Origin of the sequence: Candidatus Palauibacter sp., assembly GCF_965222475.1 — a bacterium.
GTDB lineage: Bacteria > Gemmatimonadota > Gemmatimonadetes > Palauibacterales > Palauibacteraceae > Palauibacter.
Window position 1 is genome coordinate 28,046 of record NZ_CBDCUB010000002.1, and the last position, 17,887, is coordinate 45,932.

Sequence of the window (17,887 nt, forward strand, 5' to 3'; positions counted from 1 at the left end):
TCGAGAGAGGACCCGGCCGATCCACCTTACTCGGTCGCGTCCATCCGGTTAAGCTTGCCGGGCCAGTCGAGGATGTGCCGGTCGGCGGTCAGCAACTGGTGACCCTCGAGAGCCGTGGCGACGATCAGCCGATCGGCGGGGTCGCCCGACAGGCCCGCCAGCAGTCCCGCGCGCACGCCGATGAGACCACTGACCGGGATTTCGACGAGTCCCTGGGTGAGAAGGTCGCGACGCAAGGCCTCCGGGTCCACGAGGAGGTCGAGCCGCCCACTGTGGACGCGCATGGCGACCTCCCAGAAGGATATGGCCGAGATCGCCGCGCGTCTCCGGGGCAATGCACGCTCGACCATCCGGCGCGCACGCCGCCCGAGACGATGGTCTCCACGCCCGTGCCATAGCAGGACATGCGTGTCGAGCAGGATCAAAACAGATCCTCTCCGTCGTCCTCCCCTTGATCCCACCACTCCCGGGGCATGGGCCCCACGATATCGCCATGTATCCGGATGACATCGCGATACCGTCCGAACAGGGTCTCCGGCTTCTCGGTACAGGGCACGAGCTTCGACACGGGGCGGCCGTTCTTCGTGATCACGATCTCCTCGCCGGTCTCTGCGACTTCATCCATGAGCTTGAGACATTTTGCCTTGAACTCCGATGCCTTGATGGTCCGAGGCATGCCCGCGGGCCCCTCTTGATCTGCTTCCATACGTCCGCTCCAAGCGTGTAAAATGGGGTCAACGCACTCTCAATAGAACCATGGTCATGACCATGGTCAAATGCTGACGGGAGATTGTGCAGCGGCTGGGCCGCATGAAGTGTTTAGCTCCCCGTCGGCCCTGTCCGGCTTGATGCGTTCGGCCCAACCCCAGCACGAGGAAGATTCGACCGATGGTCACTCGACGCGACTGGCTCCTTTCCACCGCCGCCGCGGGCGCGGCCCTCTCCCTCAACCCCCGCATCCTGCGCGCCTTCCAGGGCCAGGAGATGATCACGCGGCCCGTCCCCTCCACCGGGGAGGAGCTGCCGATCGTCGGCCTCGGCAGTTCCGCGACCTTCCAGCGCGTGGCGCGCGGCGACGACGTCACGCAGCTCGAAGAGGTGATGCAGGCGCTTGTCGACGGCGGTGGCTCGGTGTTCGACACCGCTCCCGGCTACGGCTCCTCCGAGCGGGTGGCGGGAGCCATCTGCCAGGACCTCGGCATCTCCGAGCGCATCTTCTGGGCGACCAAGGTGAACGTGGCCAGGCGGGGCGGCGGCTCCGCAGACCCCGCTGCGGCGCGGGCCCAGATCGAGCAGTCGTTCGAGTACTTCGGCGTGCCCGTCATCGACCTCATCCAGGTCCACAACCTGGGGGATCCGCCGGTGCAGGTGGGGATTCTCGAGGAGCTGAAGGCGGCGGGCCGCGTCCGCTACATCGGGATCACGAGCACGAGCGAACGCCGGTACCCGGTGCTTGCGCAGACCATGCGGGACTATCCCCTCGACTTCATCGGAGTCGACTACGCGGTCGACAACGTGACCGCGGCCGAGGAGATCCTGGCGCTCGCCGCGGAACGGAAGATCGGCGTGCTCGTGTACGTCCCGTTCGGTCGCACGCGGCTATGGTCGCGCGTGGGCGACCGCGAAGTGCCGGAGTGGGCGAGCGAGTTCGACGCCCATTCGTGGGCCCAGTTCTTCATCAAGTTCGCGGCGGCGCACCCCGCCGTGACCGTGGTCACGCCGGCGACGAGCAGGGCGGAGCACATGGTCGACAACCTCGGCGGCGGCATGGGACGGCTCCCCGACGAGGATCAGCAGGCGCGCATGATCGAGTACGTGAGCCAGCTGCCCGAGGCCGGCTGACCGACCCACCGCAGGTCGGCTGAGCGGAGCCCCGGGGGGGCGTTCCCGCGGGAACGTCGCCGCCGGGCCGCCAGCCACTCAGGACACGAGTTCGACCGTTTCGTCGGCGGGGTCCACCGGCGCGAGCCCCAGGCGTTCGAGTTCGCGGTTCACCGCCGCGAGTTCGTTCGCCCACACCTCCTGCAGGCGGCCCGTGTAGCCCTCCAGTTCGGCGACCATGATCTCGAACACCTCGTACATGCCGCTCCCCGGGCGTCCGTCGCCGCGCTCCGACATCGAGAGCAGATTCGCGAGGCGGTTGTTCACCCGGATCGGGAAGTTGAGCGGGTCCTGATTGCTGCGGTTCCGCACCTGGTAGATGTTGCCTTCGACCTCCGAAGCCGCGGTCCTCAGGGCGTCGGCGGCGTCCTCCAGCCCGGCGTCGTCCGACGCCTCCAACCGATCATCGAGCTGCGCTTTCACGCGCCGGATCGCGATCACCGCCGAGTTGGCCTCGTCCACGCGCGCCCGGATCCGCATCCCGAACTCGAACTGTTCCTGCATGTCCTCGTCCGTCACGCCCTCGATCCACGGGTGTCGGGCGACCTCCACCTCGGTCGTCCGCACCTCGCCGTCGGCGGTCAGACGCACCGTGTACGTCCCCGGCGGCACGGTCGGCGCCATCGTCCGCACGCCCCACAGGATCATGCCGGGGAAGGTCGCGGCCGGATCGGTGCGCAGATCCCACTGCAGCCTGTTGAGGCCGGCTTCGGCAGGCAGCGCCGGACCCGCCCAGCGGTCGCGGGCCGGGGGCGCCGGCTCCACACCCTCCACCGTTGCCGAGTCCCCCTCCGCGGCCGCCGAGTCCCCCTCCGTCGCCGGGTCCGGACGCGCTGCGGGCTCGTATGTGCGCAGCACCTGGCCCGACGCGTCGAGGATCTCGAGCCGAGCCTCGTCCGGCGCATCTCCAAGCCACCACGAGAGCGTCGCTCCGTTCGCCGACCGGTAGGCCATCGGGGAATCGAACAGGACAGCCGGCTCGTCGGTCATGCCGGCCCGCGCCTGCCGTAGCGGCGCTATGTTGTCCAGCACCCAGAAACCGCGGCCGTGGCTGGCGATCGCCAATTCGTTGTGCTCCACGATCACGTCCGACACCGGCACGTCCGGGAACCCCGGGTTCAGTTCCTGCCAGTTCGCCCCGTCGTCGTATGAGACGTACATGCCGTGCTGCGTCCCCGCGTACAGTAGCCCCTCCCGGTTCGGGTCCTCGCGCACCGCGTGCACATAGGCGTCCCCCCGGATCCCGTTCACGATCTTCGTCCAGGTCGCCCCGTAGTCGTCCGTCTTCCAGATGTAGGGCGAGAGGTCGTTCAGGAGCGGTTTCCGCACGGAGACGTAGGCCCGCCCGGCCTCGAAGGCCGACGCGTCGATCTGGCTCACGCGCCCGAACTCCGGCATGTCCGGCGGCGTCACGTCCGTCCACGTCGCGCCACCGTCGCGGGTCACGTGCACGAGCCCGTCGTCGGAGCCTGCCCAGATGACGTCGATGTCCACCTTGCCGGGCCCGACCGAGAAGATCGTCGCGTACACCTCAGGCCCGTTCATGTCTCCGGTGATGGGCCCGCCGGAATGCCCCAGCGTCATGGGATCGGCGCGCGTGAGGTCGTCGCTGATCGCCTCCCAGTCGTCGCCCCCGTTCGTCGTCCTCCAGAGCCGGTTCGAGGACGCGTAGAGGACGTTCGGGTCGAGCTGCGAGAAGATGATGGGGAAGGTCCACTGCCAGCGCTCCACCATCTCGCTGGCGGGCTCGCCCGAGTAGAACCACGGGTAGGGGTTCACCTCGCGCGAAGTGCCGAGCCGCCGGTTGAAGCGGTCGATGTAGCGCCCGTTGTTCGTGCCGGAGAAGAAGATGTCGAGATCCTTCGGGTCGGGCGCGATGTAGCCCGGTTCCCCACCCCCGGCGCGGTACGCGACCTCCATCGAACCCTCGGTGATGCTCGCGGGCTGCCCGCCGCCGAACCCCGGCGCCTGGCCGAGGCCGAGGCGGCTCGCGTTCCAGGCCGACGGCAGGCACAGCGTGCTGTTGTCCTGCTGCGAGCCGCAGACGTGGAACGGGACGTGGGCCGTGGTCACCCCGTGGTAGAACTGCGCGGTCGAGAACTCCTGGTCGGTCCAGTGCTGCCCCGTGTCGAAGCTCACCGCCCCACCGCCGTCGTTGGCCACGATGAGGTGGGCGGGGTCCTCCGGGCTGATCCAGAAGTCGTGGAAGTCCCCGTGCGTCCCGTTGTTGATCACCTCGTACGTGACGCCCCCGTCCGTGGAATGGAAGAGCGAGGTGTTCTGCACGTACACGACATCCGGATCGTGGTGGTCGGCGAAGACGTGCGTGTAGTAGAAGGCGCGCTGCCGGATGCGGCGCTCGTCGTTGACGAGTTCCCACGTCTCGCCGCCGTCATCGCTGCGGAAGAGCCCCCCGTCCGCGTGCTCGAAGAGGGCGAAGACCCGACCGGAGTTGGCGCTCGAGACGGCGAGTCCGATCCGCCCCACCACACCCTCGGCCGGCATGCCGGGGTTCCGCGTGATCTCCGTCCAGGTGTCGCCCCCGTCGGTGCTCTTGAACATCCCGCTCCCGGGGCCGCCCGACGACATCGTGTACTCCTTCCGGAACGCCTCCCACAGCGCCGCGTAGAGCACGTTCGGGTCGTTGCGGTCGAGCGCGATGTCCACGGCACCCGTGCGCTCGTCGCGGAACAGCACGCGTTCCCAGCTGTCGCCCCCGTCCGTGCTCCGGAAGAGTCCGCGCTCCTCACTGGGCGCGCCGTATTTCCCGAACGAGGCGACGTAGACGATGTTGGGGTCCGTGGGATGGATGCGGATCTTGGCGATGCCGTGGGACTCGGAGAACCCGACGTGCTCCCACGTCTCGCCCCCGTCGCGGCTGCGGTAGACCCCGTCGCCCGGCATGATGTTGCCGCGAATGCAGGTCTCGCCCGTACCGATGAAGACAAGGTTCGGGTCGGTCTCGGAGACGGCGACGGCCCCCACCGAAGCCGAACTGATCTTGAAGTCCGTGACGGGAACCCAGTTCTCGCCCCCGTCCGTGGTCTTCCACAGCCCGCCGCCGGTGGCGCCGAAGTACCCTTCCTGCGGCCGGCCCACGACGCCGCTCACGGCGATGGATCGGCCTCCCCGGTCGGGACCCAGGTTCCGCCAGCGGTATCCCGCCAGGAAGGCGGAGTCGAGGGTCACCGCTCCGGTGGCAACCTCCTGCGCCACGAGCGGACGTGGATCGCTCGAACTCAGGAAGAGGACGGGCGCCAGCAGGTAGATGAGAATGCGCGGAATCCGGCTCATGTCGAGGCTCCGTACGTGAATCGACGACGACGGCTGATCGTCCGCCGAAGATAGACGCGGATTCCCGGCCGGCGGAAGGCGGCCGCCGCTTAGCGCGACTGGTTCGGGGAGATCAGTTCGTACATCACGACCGACTCGATGTCGAGGGCGTCGCGTCGCGACCCCAGGATGTAGTCGGAGCCGAATTCATAGACCTGGAGCCCCTGCACCGGATCCAGGTGGCAGAGGAAGTCGCCCTCCGGTTCGAAGGCCAGCCATCCCGTCGTCTCTCTCGGCCGTGGGTAGCGCCGGACCCAGATACGTCCATCGCGGCCGACCGTCACGGAAGAGGCTGCGGGGAAGACGTCGGCCACCGGGCGCTCATCGCTCAGGAGGGCGGCGGTCTGCGGCCGAAGGGTTTCGGCGAAATCCCCCAAGTCACGCTCGCGCTGCTGTCTCACATACTCTTCGCGCCAGGCCCTGACATCGGCCCGGGTCACTTCCCGGTCCTCTTCGATCCACCGGATGATCCGGTGCAGGCGAAGCTGCTCGTCCAGTACACGCACTCCGGGATCCCGCCCCGAGGTGACGGCGATCGTCGTTCCATCGGCATCGACATCGGAACCCGCATCGAACAGAGGGGCGAACCTGAAGTGTGGCGCGCTCTCCACGGAACCCATGCGCCGTCCTGAGAGCGTGAGCAGTGTTCCGGAAAGGACGCCGTCCGGGCCGTGCGCCTCCACGAACAGCGTCTGCGGGGTTCCGAAGTCCGTTTCTTTCTCGAGGTCCTCCCGCAGGTTGATGGAGGTTCCGTTCAAAAGAACGCCGCCGCCGCGGCTCGGATTCAGGTAGAAGGGGTCGAGCGTAACGACTCGAATGAACTCCCCGTCGGGGGAAAAGACGTGGAACCGCTGGGGTCGGTAGTCGCCCACCCACAGCGTGTCGCCCGGCAGGGCCCACATGGACAGGGGATTGCGGAACTCGCCCGGACCTTCGCCCTCTCCGCCCATGGAGCGCAGGAACTCGCCGGCCTCGCTGAAGATGCGGACCCGCTTGTCCCGGCGGTCGATGATCGCCACCGATCCGTCGGATAGCCGGGCCATGCCGCGGAGGGTGTAGAATTCGTACCGCTCGTCGCCGAGAGCGTCGCCCACCGTGAAGAAAGGCTCGTCACCCACGGTACAGCCTCGATCGGAGCCGAAAGGGTCGCTCGTCACGATCGAGATCCCAGCGCTGTCCACCACCGACTGCGGCGCGTGTGCCTCGACCTCTGTGGGATTGAGGCCCGGTGCAACAACCACGGCAGCAACGAGGAAGTACTGCCACTTGCGACGCGTTCCCGTCAGCAAGGTCATGCCGAGCCTCCCTTTTCTTGCTCCGTTCCGGTAGATGCTTTTCTCCGTGGACGATTGAGTCCCGTCATGGTCACCGCAACTCCGCCGCTTCCTCCTCGCCTCCACCCCGATTAGGGTGTGGCGCGCCGCCATCCGCCTTGCTTAGGATGATGTTTTGAGCGATCATGCCCCCCTGACGTTTTTGGACCCGATCGGCCACATACGCCGGAGCCGCCCGGGCGAACCTAATAATAGGTACTCGAGCAGCGTGAAATCCGCGTGAACCTGGACAGGAGACGCCTGCGCCGGCCCCGTAGCGCGGCGCTGGCACTGTTCCTGGCTCTGGGCGCCGGGGTCTCGTGCGGCGACTCCACAACGACGGCCGTCCCGCCGCCTCCTCCCGCACCGCGGCCGACGACGGTCGCGGTCACGCCGGCTACGGTCGAGTTCGCGGCATTGGGCGCGACGGCACGGCTGGCCGCCGACGTGCGCGACCAGAACGGTCGTCCGATGTCCGGAGGGGTCGTCACGTGGTCGAGCTCGGACGAATCCGTGGTGGGGGTGGACGGTTCGGGGTTGGTGACGGCTGCGGGCAACGGCTCGGCGGCGGTCACGGCCACGGCGGGTCCGGCGTCGGGCAGCGCGGCCGTGACGGTGGCGCAACGAGCGGACACGGTCGCGGTCACGCCGGCGGCGGACACGCTGCTCGCAGGTGACACCCTGCGGCTGGTGGCCGAGGCGTTCGACGCGGAGGGCCAACCGGTGCCGGACGCGGCCTTCGACTGGTCGTCGAGCGACGAGTCGGTTGCGGCTGTCGACTCTGCGGGGCTGGTCCGGGCCCTCATGGCGGGGGAGGCCGAAATCACGGCGCGGGTGGGGGAGGCATCGGGCAAGGCACGCGTTTCGGTGAGAGAGGAAGCGGCCTCCGTGGCCGTGTCGCCGGAGACCGCCGCGGTCGGCCCGGGAGACACCCTGCGGCTGGTGGCCGAGGCGTTCGACGCGGAGGGCCGCCCGGTGCCGGGCGCGGCCTTCGATTGGTCGTCGAGCGACCCGGCCCTGGCGCGGGTGGACGAGACCGGCCTCGTCACGGGCATCTCCGAGGGGAGCGCGACCATCAGGGTCGCGTCCGGGACGGCTGCCGCCACGTCGACGATCACGGTCACCAGTCCCGACCGGGCCGCGCTGGAGGTGCTGTATCATGCGACGGGCGGGCCCGAATGGACGAATGCCTCCGGCTGGCTTACCGACGCGCCGCTCCGCGACTGGCACGGAGTGGCCACGGACGAGCGGGGCCGAGTCACGAGACTGTCATTGTCCACCAACGGGTTGATGGGTTGGATACCGCCTGAAGTCGGCTCGCTGTCGCAGCTGGCCGACCTGAGCCTTAGCCAAAACCGGCTGAGGGGTCCGATACCGCCCGAAATCGGGAGCCTGTCGAACCTCCGGACGCTAACCCTCCTCTATACGGACCTGTCGGGCCCCATCCCGCCCGAACTCGGGGACCTCTCGGCCCTGACCAGCCTTGTGATCGCCCAGACGGCGGTCCGGGGGCCCGGCGTCCACGGCGCTATTCCGCCCGAACTCGGACAACTCTCCCGTCTGCGAAGCCTGTGGCTGCATGGAAACCGATTGACGGGCCCGATACCGCCGGAACTGGGCAACCTGCAGTCGCTTGAGCATTTGTTTCTCGGCACCCATCCCGACCACGGCACGGGCCATACGGGCCCGATTCCGCCCGCACTCGGGAATCTCCGCATCCTGCGGACGTTGCGCCTACAGCAAAACAGTCTGAGCGGGCCGATACCGTCGGAACTCGGCGGTCTTTCCGTACTGGTCACACTGCACTTGTACGACAATCAACTCACGGGACCGATACCGCCGGAGTTGGGACAACTCTCCAGCGTACAGCAGGTGGACGTGTCCGGTAACCGACTGACCGGAGCGATCCCTGACTCGTTCGGAGGAATGACCCGTCTCAGTTCCCTCACCCTGTCTTTCAACCCGGGGCTTTCCGGCGCCCTTCCACTGAGCCTCCGCGCGTTGGCCGGACTCCAGACACTGTTAGCCACCGGCACCGAACTCTGTGCCCCCGGAGACGCAGCGTTCGTGCGATGGCTGAATGGAATCCCTCGCAAGCGGATCCCCTCGTGCGCAGATGAGAACCCCGCCCCGGTCTATCTGACGCAGGCGGTGCAATCGCGCTCTTTTCCGGTCGGCCTCGTAGCAGGCGATTCCGCGTTGCTGAGGGTGTTCGTCGCGGACTCCGCCGCCGCCGGCACCCACATGCCCCCCGTCCGGGCCACGTTCTTCATCGACGGCGTGGAGCGCCATGTCGCGGACATCCCCGGCCAGGCAACTCCCATCGCGACCGAGATTGACGAGGGCGATCTGTCAAAGTCTGCCAACGCCAACATCCCGGGCGAGATCGTGCAGCCCGGACTGGAAATGGTGGTCGAGGTCGATCCGGCCGGGACTCTGGATCCCGGCCTGGGTGTCGCGACACGGATCCCCGAGACCGGCCGCATGGCGGTCGACGTTCACCGGATGCCCTCACTCGAACTCACCATGGTTCCGTTTATCTGGAGCACCGCGCCGGATTCGGCGATTCTGGAGCTCGCCGCGGAACTCAGCCCGGAGCACAGTCTGTTCTGGATGACGCGCGATCTCCTGCCCGTTCGCGACTTCGAGTTTCGCGTACACGAGCCGGTCGTCACCTCTACCAACGTACCTTTTGAGCTTATGGGCGAGGCACGGGCGATCCGCGCGGTCGAGGGGGGCGCCGGCTACTGGTGGGCCACGATGAGCTCCCAGATCCGGGGCTCGGCGGGCCTGTCGGGAGGCGATGGCGTCATCTTCGGCACACCCTTCGCCCGTGTCGTGGCGCACGAGCTTGGGCATGAGTTTAACCTGGACCACGCGCCGTGCGGCGGTGCCTCCAGTCCCGACACGAGTTACCCCTATTCGGACGGGTCGATCGGGGTCTGGGGGTACGACGCCCGCAGCGGAGAACTCGTCGCGCCGGGCACCTTCGATCTGATGTCCTACTGCCATCCGCCATGGATCAGCGAGTTTCACTTCTCAAACGCGCTCGGTTACCGAACCTCCCTCGAGGGTACGCCGCAAGCGTCTTCCGGACCCGCGGCCGCGACCCTCCTTGTGTGGGGAGGGGTCGACGGCGAGGGTCAGCCGTATCTGGAACCCGCTTTCTTCGTCAACGCGCCGCCGAGCCTACCCCTGTCCGGCGGCGGGCACGAGATCACCGGGCGGGATGCGGGAGGGCGTGAGTTGTTCTCATTCCGCTTCGACATGGCCGAGACGGCGGACGGCGACGGCGGATCGTCCTTCGCGTTCGCCCTGCCGGCCGCTCCAGCCTGGCCCGGGCACTTGGCGAGCATCACGCTCACGGGACGTGACGGGAGCGCGACGCTCGATGGGGACACCGACCGCCCCATGGCGATCCTGCTGGATCCGGTGAGCGGCCACGTGCGGGGATTCCTGCGCGACCTTCCGCCCGCGGCGCTCGTCGGCGGCTCCGCAGAAGCGACCGTCCTCTCGTCCGAGCCGGGGCTCGAGACCCTGTTCAGCCGGGGGATTCCCGGGCCCGAGGCCTGGCGACCGTAGACCCGGCCCGCGCCGAACCGTGTGCCGCCTCGGCGCGGGCAGCTTATGGTCGCCGGATAAACGCCGAAGCACCTCTCCCGCGGCCGTCCGATGACCCCGCCCACGAGCGATGGAGCGCCCACCCCAGTCGGGGTCGAGGTTCCGCCAGCGGTATCCTGCCAGAAAGGCGGAGTCGAGCGTGACCGCTCCCCGGGCGACTTGCTGCGCCGCCAGCGGGCTCGGGTGGCCAAGACCGGCGAACGGTGTGAGGAGGGAGAGCGCCAGCAGCAAGGAGAGGAGACACGGGATGCGGGGCGAGGCTCCGGGCGTAGTCAACGACGGCGGCTGATCGTCCGCCGAAGATAGACGCGGATTGAGCGGCGGCGGAAGGCGGCCCGTCAGCCTCCGTCGGAACCGGACTTCCGGATCTCTCCCGTTGGCGATCGCGATCGTCACGTCGTTCGCATCGATGGACGGTGTCGCCTGGAAGAGGGGGCCGAGTGTCAGGTTGATGGATCCGGTGGGAGGCCCGGAGCGCGGACCGGCCAGGACCATCAGGGTCCCGGTCGGAGTCCGGTAGTCGTACCCGCCCCCTTCCTCGCGCACGTCGACCGAGAACCCGTTCGACAACACGCCGCCGCCCCGGCTCGGGTTCGCGTAGAGAGGATCCAGCGTGACCAGGCGGACGAATTCGCCGTCCGCGGTGAAGACGAGGAAGCGCTGCGGCCGATAGTCGCTCACCCACAGGGTATCCCCGGGGAGCGCCCACATGGACAGGGGATTGCGGAACTCGCCCGGTCCCTCGCCACGCCTGCCCATCGAACGCACGAACTCGCCGGTCTCGCTGAAGATTCGGACGCGCTGGTCCCGCCGGTCGATGATCGCCACCGCGCCGTCGGAGAGCCGGGCCATTCCCCGCACGTTGTAGAACTCGTATCGCTCGTCGCCGAGAGCGTCGCCCACCGCGAAGAACGGCTGATCCCCCACCGTGCAGCGCCAGTCCGAGTTCAGCGGGTCGCTCGTCACGATCGCGACATCGGCGCTGTCCACAACGACCGTGCGGGTGGGGCCCGCCTCGCCTCGGTCACACCCCGCCGTCATCGCCCCGAGCGCCGCCAGCAGCAGCAGATCTCGATCTATCCGGGTCACTCCTCGCCTCTCCCGCAGACGTCAGCGGCTACGGCCGCTAAAACCAGGCCGGGAATCTACGCCGGCGAGGCGGCAATGGCTTCCTGTCCCATCAGGACTCACGTCGCGTTCTGCGCAAAGGGCGTATCTTGCCGGATGGACGACACCAGCGACGTGGGAGCGGAGACCCCGGCATCCGCGCGAGCGAACACGGACGGACAGGTCGGGCTCGGCTATCTCGGCCCGCCGGGGACGTTCAGCGAAGAGGCGGCGGTCGAATACGATCCCGCCGCGGTGCGCGTCGCGTTCGGGGACATCCCCGGCGTGGTGCGGGCGGCGGAAGACGGGGACGTCAACGAGGCCATCGTTCCGCTCGAGAACAGCACGGAAGGCGCCGTCACGCTCACGACCGACCTGCTCGTGCATCGCACGGACCTGAAGATCCGTCGGGAAGTCGTGCTCCCGATCCACCACTGCCTCCTGACGGCGCGGGAAGTCGTGCCGGAAGAGGTGAGGGTCGTCTATTCGCACCCCCAAGCGATCGCGCAGTGCCGGGGCTACCTCGCGCGGCATCTGCCCGGGGTGGAGCCGGTGGCCTCGCTGAGCACGGTCAGCGCGGTACACGACATGAAGGCCGGCGGGCGCCCGGCCGCCGCGATTTCAAGCCGACGGGCCGCCACGGTGCTGGGTGCCTTCGTGGCGGCCGCCGACATCGAGGACGTGCCGAACAACCGCACCCGCTTCGTCGTGCTGGGGCGCGAGGACGCGAAGCCCACGGGGAGGGACAAGACGTCGATCTGCTTCGATTTCTCCGCCGACGGACCCGGCACACTCCACGGAGTGCTCGGTGAACTGGCGGACCGGCGGATCAATATGCACAAGATCGAATCACGACCCGCGAAGAGCAGCCTCGGGCAGTACATCTTCCTCATCGACATGGAAGGACACCGCGAAGATCCCGTCGTGGCGGAGGCGCTCGAGAGCATCCGCGCCCGCGCGTCGTTCTTCAAGATCCTTGGCTCCTACCCCCGCGCCTCCTCTTGACTCCCAACCGTTTTCGCATTCCGAAGCCGGTGGCGGAGCAATGGGGTGTCCGCGAGGGATCCAGAATCGAGATGGTGCCGCGTTGCGACCGGTTGGTGATGCGGAAGGACGCCCATGACCTCGACGAGATGTTGGCCCGGATGTCGCCGGAGACGCTACACGAGGAGGTCGACACGGGACCCGCGCGAGGCAGGGAGGCGTGGTAGAACCACCACATGTGCCTGACGCCGGGGATCTCGTATGGCTTGCCTTCACGCCACAGGCCGGCCACGAGCAGGCCGGACATCGGCCCGCACTCGTTCTCAGCCCCGGAGCCTACAACCGCAAGAGCGGCCTGGCGCTCTTCTGTCCCATCAAGTCACGGCGGAAGGGCTATCCCTTCGAAGTTGCGCTTCCCGCAACGGGAGAGGTTGCCGGAGTCGTGCTGGCCGACCAGGCGAAGAGCCTGGACTGGCACGCCCGACGAACGCGGTATGTATGCAAGGCCCCGCCGGCCCTGGTGGGTGAAGTTCTGGCCAAACTCTCGGTCCTGTTCGGCCGGCCCTAAGTCACTCTCGCAGTTCGGCGCGAGATGATGCCCTGACCCGGGGCGGCGTGCCCAGCCGCGTCAGGTTCGTACCGAGGACGGACTCCACAACGGCGGCCTGGCGGAGGATCGTGAGGTCCGAACCGGCCGGGCCCATCAGCTGAAGGCCGACGGGCATGCCCTCTCCGTCGAGCCCGGCGGGGAGACTGATCGCGCACAGGTCGAGCATGCTCGCGGGGCACGTCCCGGAGAGCATGAGACGGTTCGCGTCGCGATAGGCGCCCAAGCGCGACAGCGCCGCGAGCGGCGGCGGCGCGATCGGGAGGGTGGGCGTCGCCAGAAGGTCGACGCGCTCGGCGGCCAGTCGTGTGTGGACGCGCGCCGAGAGGCGGCGGCGCCCGTCGAGGGCGGCCAGATAGTCCGTCGCGCGCACGTCGCCCGCCGCCCCCAGCCGCTTGCCGATGATCGAGTGTAGAAGCGGAATCCACTCCGACAGTTCTCGCTCGAGGAATCCCAGGAACTCCGGTTGCACGATCCTGCCGTCGAAGTAGCGCTCCCCGGCTTCGTCGAGTTCGGGCGCGTCGATCTCGAGGAGGGTGGCGCCGGCCGCGCTCAGCTCGTCGAGGGCGCCCTGGACGACCGCCGCAATCCCGGGTTCTGCGTCCGTCCAGAGGCGGGACGCGGGGACGCCGATCCGCAGCCCCGAAACCCCCTCCGGCGCCGCATCCGCGGTTTCCCCCGCGTGCCCCGCCAGCGGGTCGAGGGCGCGAAAAGCGTACCGGAGATCCTCTACGGTGTGGGTGAGGAGCCCCACCGTGTCGAGCGTCGTACTGAGGGGGACGACGCCCGTCGTCGGCCAGCGGCCCGTCGTCGAGCGCATGCCGACCACGCCGGTCGCCGAGGCGGGGATGCGGATGGAGCCGCCCGTGTCCGAACCGAGGGCGATCCGGGCCGATCCTTCCCACAGGCTTACGCCCGCGCCCGCCGACGACCCGCCAGGGGCACGGTGCTCGGCGGGGTCCCACGGGTTGACGGGGGTCCCCGTGTTGGGGTTCAGCCCGACCGCCCCGAACGCGAACTCGACCGTGTGCGCCTTCCCGGTGAACACGGCGCCCAGACGTCGGAGCGACTGGACGAGGAATCCCTCGGGCCACGCCGGGAGCGGTCGCTTCGACCCGGCGTGGAGCGGGGTTCCGTCGAGCGCGTAAAGGTCCTTGACTGAGGTCGCGATGCCGGCGAGCGGGCCCGGGTCCTCGCCACGAGAGACCGCCGCGTCGATGGCGTCCGCCTGCTCCCGGAGCGCCTCGGGGTCGAAGGCGATGTACGCGCCAAGATCGCTCGCCTCGTGACACCGAATCGCCGCCTCGGCCTCCCGTCGCGCGACCCCGTCGCCGCGCCGGACGTTCGCCGCGACCCGTTGAAGCGCCAGCCGACTCACCGCGTTAGAGCACGTACTTCAGGCTGGCGCTGATCGCCCAGTGCCCCAGCTTCGAGAAATCGAGCGTGGAGACGAAGGGCGTCGTGCCGTCCGCGTGAACCGGCGCGTGGCTGCGGACCGTCGTCCACTGCGCATCCACGCCGACGTCGGGAACCCGAACCCAGCGGCCCTTGAGGCCCAGCGAGGCGCGGGGCGAGAAGGCGAAGTCCACCCCGCCGAGGAGTTGGAAGCCCAGGTCGGGCGCGGCCACGTCCACCGTCAGTTCGCTGACCGTTCCCGCCGCGGCGCGCTGCCAGTCGGGCGAGGCGCCGGGGTTCGCGCGGTCCCCCCCGAAGACCTCGAGGTAGCCTTCCACGATCGACTTGCGGGCGAAACCGAGGTAGTAGCGGAAGTCGAGCTGCGACATCCCTCCCCCGACGCCGACGTAGGGGGTCAGGCGGCTCGGGTTGCGGAAGGCGTAGTAGACGTTGGCGAAGAACTGCCGCCCCCGGAACTCCGAGATGTCGCCCCAGGGCGGGCGGTCCGCGCTCCACTCCGTGTCCTTGCCGGTGATCACGGCGCCCGAGGCGTCCCCCAACGTGAACAGCGTATTGTGGATGATCTGATGCCGCTGGAAGAGTTCGACCTCGACGCTCAAGGCCCCGAAACCGTACCCGACCGCAACGCTGCCGCCCAGACCCGCCTCCGGGGCATGGGAATACAGCCCTCCGAATTCGGTGCCGGCGAGGCAGGCCGTGTCCGTGGGCGCGTCCGTCAGACTCGGGTACAGCAGCCGGTCGCAACGCGTCGGGCTGTTGGGTCCCGACAGGGCCGCCTCGGTGTTCGCCCCCTGGGAGAGACCCACGTCCATCGAGAGATAGAAACCCCGCGTCCATTGCGCGGAAGCGTCCGAGGCCGCGAAGAGAGCGGCCCCGGCGAACATCCCGGCCACGAGGGCACGCCCAAGGTCAGAGCGGGCAATTCTCATATCGATTCCAGTCCTGTGTCCGAAGTTCCCGAAGGTCTGCGCCGACTCCCTGTGGCCGCCGATACCCTTTCCGCCTCGTGGCGGTCCCGCAGCCTCTCGCCTGCGGGGCTTCCCGCAAGTTGCGCGGGCATCCGCCAGCGGCCCAAACTTCGGTACCTCGGACGGTCGCCCCGGCCGAGTATCCCCGGTGAGGAGATCGTCTATGGCGAGTCTGGCCAGGAACCTGTTCGAGCGCCGTGTCCCCCACGTGCTCGTCATCTACGCGGGCGGCTCCTTCGCACTCGTCGAGTTCACCGCTTTCATGGTCGACGAATTCCTCCTCTCGCCGCATTGGACGAGAGTCGTCCTGACGGCGGTCCTGCTCCTCCTGCCGAGCGTGGCCATGCTCGCGTGGTTCCACGGCCGACAGGGCCGCGACGAGGTGCCGCTGGCGGAGAAGATCGGGATTCCCGCGAACCTCGCCGTCGCGGCGACGGTCCTGCTTCTTCTCTTCGGCGGCCAGGATCTGGGGGCGGCGACCACGGCGGTGTCCGTCGAGACGGAGGACGGCGAGACCGTCGAACGCGTGGTGCCGAAGGCGGAGTTCCGCAAGCGGACGGCTCTCTTCCCGTTCGACGCGGGACCCGGCCTGGACGAGGAGGAGGCCTGGCTCACGTACATGGCTCCGCTGGTGCTCGAACTGGACCTGGCCGCGGACGACTTCTTCGAGCCGCTTCTCTTTGCCGCGTTCATGCAGCGGCTGGCGGAACTCGGTTTTCCGGCCCTGAGAGACATACCCCTTTCACTCAAGCGCGAGGTCGCGGCGGAGTTCCACTCCGCCTTCATCGTCGGTGGCACGATCGAAGATGTGGAGGACCAATATCGCCTCACGCTCACTCTGCACGACGCGGCGAGTGGCTCGCAGGTCAGCGAAACGGTCCACGAGGGGCCCGATTATCTGGCGCTCATCGACGAGATGTCGGAGGCTCTCGCCGACGCACTGGAGATCCCCGACCGCGACGAGGTCGAAGACCTCGCGGTGCGGGAACGGCTGACCGGGAATGACGCGGCGTGGGAGGCCTTCGGCCAGAGCTATCCGAAGCTGCTCACCAATCCGCCGGATCTGGACGCTGCCGTGGCGGGGTTGAGCGCCGCGACGGCCCTCGATCCCACGTTCACGATAGCTCAGTACCAGCTGGCCGTGCTGCTCCTGAGCGTCAACCGTCCCGGAGAAGCCGTCGCCCCGATTCAGGCGGCCATGGACCACCTCTACCGGCTCCCGGAACGCATGCGCTTCGGGATCAAGTCGGACTACTACTTCATGATGCAGCAGCCGGAGAAGGCGTGGGCCGTCCTCGAGATGTGGGCCGAACTCCATCCCGAGGATCCGGCGGCCCTCCGAAAATACATCGGGGTGCAGCTGCTGAGGGGAGATTGGAAGGAAATGGTCGGGACACTCGGGACGCTGTACCGGCTGAATCCGACCGAACATTCTCTGCTCAGGGCTCTGGCCCAGGCGCACGTGGAACTCGGGGACATCGACCGGGCGCTGGAGGCGCTCGGGCAATACGTGGAGAGGTTTCCGGAGGACTACAGCGGCTACCTGGACCTGGCCCGGATTCAGCGGAGACGCGGTGATCACGACAGCGCGCGCGACTATCTGGACCGGGCCATCATCATGGAGCCCCGGATGCCGGAACTGCTGGGCGAACTCGCTTCGCTGGACCTTGGTGTGGGGGAGTTCGAGAGCGCTCTCTCGGGGTATGAGGGGGCGCTGGAGGCGGCTCGCACGCCGGTGCAGAGGGCCGCCGCCCTGGAGGGTCTGCGGGAGTACTACAGGTTCCGGGGAGAGATGGAAGAAGCGATCGGGATGGCCGACGCCTGGTTCGACGAGATCTCCCCGGCGGAGACGCCGATGCAGGTCGTTCAGCGCCGGTTCTCCGACATCGACCTTTATCTCGATGCGGGCCGGTACGACGACGCCGTCGCCCTGTTCGAAGAGCTGCGTTCTCAGCTTCAGCCGCCGTTGAGCGAGTACCACGTCCCCCACTGGCAGGTTCATATCGCCCTCGGGGCGGAGGACATCGACGCGGCCCGAGGCGCTCACCACGCCGCGCTCGACGCGATGGAAGCGGCGGATTTCGGCGTGCTGCGCCCCGCCCTGACCGGCGACCTGGGGCGGATCGAGGAACTCGACGGGAACTACGACGCGGCCGTCGCGAACTACCGGGATGCGATGGCGCAGGATCCCGGCCGCAACTTACACCGCCGAACCGGACGGGCGCTGCGGAAGGCGGGCCGTCCGGACGAGGCCGAAGAGGAGTTGAGGGAAGCGCTGCGCCTCAGACCGGCCGATCCGCGGGCGCACCTGGAGATGGCCCTGGTGCTGGAAGCCCGAGGTGACGCCGCGGGCGCGGTGGAGCACCTGCGGAGCGCGCTCGCCGCGTGGGAGTCCGCAGACGAATCGTTCGAGCCCGCGCGCGAGGCCCGCGCCTTGCTCGCCGAACTCGACAAACTGAGGCCGACGGGCCAGGCACTGGCCGCCTCAATCAGCCCAGGAACCACAGCCGATTCGGAGACGATGCAATTTCTCAAGAACGACCCCGACATTCCCTCAAAGCTTCTCGACGACCACGAGGAGGGCCAAGTAGCATTCTTCGTTGGTGCGGCCGAGGCGCTCCCGCTGCACTCCGGCCGGATCGCCTGACCTTGGCGCG

12 protein-coding genes and 1 pseudogene are annotated in these 17,887 nt (G+C 68.3%); 6 read left to right on the forward strand and 7 right to left on the reverse strand.

The genetic code is table 11. The features are described 5' to 3' along the window. Window positions 1-26: 26 nt before the first annotated feature. Window positions 27-464: a type II toxin-antitoxin system VapC family toxin gene (locus ACOQPP_RS05545; protein WP_420635991.1), complete on the reverse strand. Its 438-nt coding sequence runs from the start codon at window positions 462-464 to the stop codon at window positions 27-29. Then, window positions 422-676: a type II toxin-antitoxin system Phd/YefM family antitoxin gene (locus ACOQPP_RS05550; RefSeq protein ID WP_419166235.1), complete on the reverse strand. Its 255-nt coding sequence runs from the start codon at window positions 674-676 to the stop codon at window positions 422-424. Before ACOQPP_RS05550 ends, ACOQPP_RS05545 begins: the two co-directional genes overlap by 43 nt. 212 nt (window positions 677-888) lie before the next feature. Between ACOQPP_RS05550 and ACOQPP_RS05555 the strand changes: the two genes are divergently transcribed. Then, the gene (locus ACOQPP_RS05555) at window positions 889-1,842 is read left to right on the forward strand and encodes an aldo/keto reductase (RefSeq protein ID WP_420635992.1); all 954 of its coding nucleotides are present in this window, start codon (window positions 889-891) and stop codon (window positions 1,840-1,842) included. Window positions 1,843-1,920: 78 nt separating this feature from the next. On the opposite strand, the gene ACOQPP_RS05560 is transcribed toward ACOQPP_RS05555, so the two are convergent. Continuing rightward, complete coding sequence (locus tag ACOQPP_RS05560) at window positions 1,921-5,175, reverse strand: VPS10 domain-containing protein (RefSeq protein ID WP_420635993.1); 3,255 nt, start codon at window positions 5,173-5,175, stop codon at window positions 1,921-1,923. An 89-nt stretch (window positions 5,176-5,264) separates the two neighbouring features. Next, window positions 5,265-6,509, reverse strand: coding sequence for a 6-bladed beta-propeller (locus ACOQPP_RS05565; protein ID WP_419166232.1), 1,245 nt, complete (start codon window positions 6,507-6,509; stop codon window positions 5,265-5,267). Window positions 6,510-6,767: 258 nt separating this feature from the next. Here ACOQPP_RS05565 and ACOQPP_RS05570 point away from each other — a divergent pair, with 258 nt between their 5' ends. Next, entirely contained in the window at window positions 6,768-10,109 is a 3,342-nt protein-coding gene (locus ACOQPP_RS05570; RefSeq protein WP_420635994.1) for an Ig-like domain-containing protein, read from the forward strand. Between the two features lie 657 nt (window positions 10,110-10,766). Here the strand turns inward: ACOQPP_RS05570 and ACOQPP_RS05575 are convergent. Then, window positions 10,767-11,189 (reverse strand): annotated as a pseudogene (locus ACOQPP_RS05575) (6-bladed beta-propeller); the annotation flags it as partial. Window positions 11,190-11,372: 183 nt separating this feature from the next. On the opposite strand from ACOQPP_RS05575, the gene pheA reads away from it, so the two are divergent. The 3 genes from pheA to mazF all read left to right on the forward strand — a co-directional run bounded on the left by pheA (window position 11,373) and on the right by mazF (window position 12,807). After that, entirely contained in the window at window positions 11,373-12,260 is an 888-nt protein-coding gene (pheA, locus tag ACOQPP_RS05580; RefSeq protein WP_420635995.1) for a prephenate dehydratase, read from the forward strand. A 71-nt stretch (window positions 12,261-12,331) separates the two neighbouring features. Continuing rightward, window positions 12,332-12,466 carry a hypothetical protein gene (locus tag ACOQPP_RS05585; protein WP_420635996.1) on the forward strand — a complete coding sequence of 45 codons (135 nt, stop codon included), beginning with the start codon at window positions 12,332-12,334 and terminating at the stop codon, window positions 12,464-12,466. An 11-nt stretch (window positions 12,467-12,477) separates the two neighbouring features. Continuing rightward, a complete protein-coding gene (mazF, locus tag ACOQPP_RS05590; protein ID WP_420635997.1) occupies window positions 12,478-12,807 on the forward strand; it encodes an endoribonuclease MazF in 330 nt (109 codons plus the stop codon). A 1-nt stretch (window position 12,808) separates the two neighbouring features. Here the strand turns inward: mazF and ACOQPP_RS05595 are convergent, their stop codons facing one another. Together ACOQPP_RS05595 and ACOQPP_RS05600 are read right to left on the reverse strand one after the other, a co-directional pair. After that, window positions 12,809-14,224, reverse strand: a complete 1,416-nt coding sequence (locus tag ACOQPP_RS05595) for an amidase (protein WP_420635998.1) — start codon at window positions 14,222-14,224, stop codon at window positions 12,809-12,811. A gap of 4 nt (window positions 14,225-14,228) precedes the next feature. Continuing rightward, complete coding sequence (locus ACOQPP_RS05600; protein WP_419166227.1) at window positions 14,229-15,191, reverse strand: hypothetical protein; 963 nt, start codon at window positions 15,189-15,191, stop codon at window positions 14,229-14,231. A 202-nt stretch (window positions 15,192-15,393) separates the two neighbouring features. Between ACOQPP_RS05600 and ACOQPP_RS05605 the strand changes: the two genes are divergently transcribed. Next, entirely contained in the window at window positions 15,394-17,877 is a 2,484-nt protein-coding gene (locus tag ACOQPP_RS05605; RefSeq protein WP_420635999.1) for a tetratricopeptide repeat protein, read from the forward strand. The last annotated feature ends 10 nt before the right edge of the window (window positions 17,878-17,887 follow it).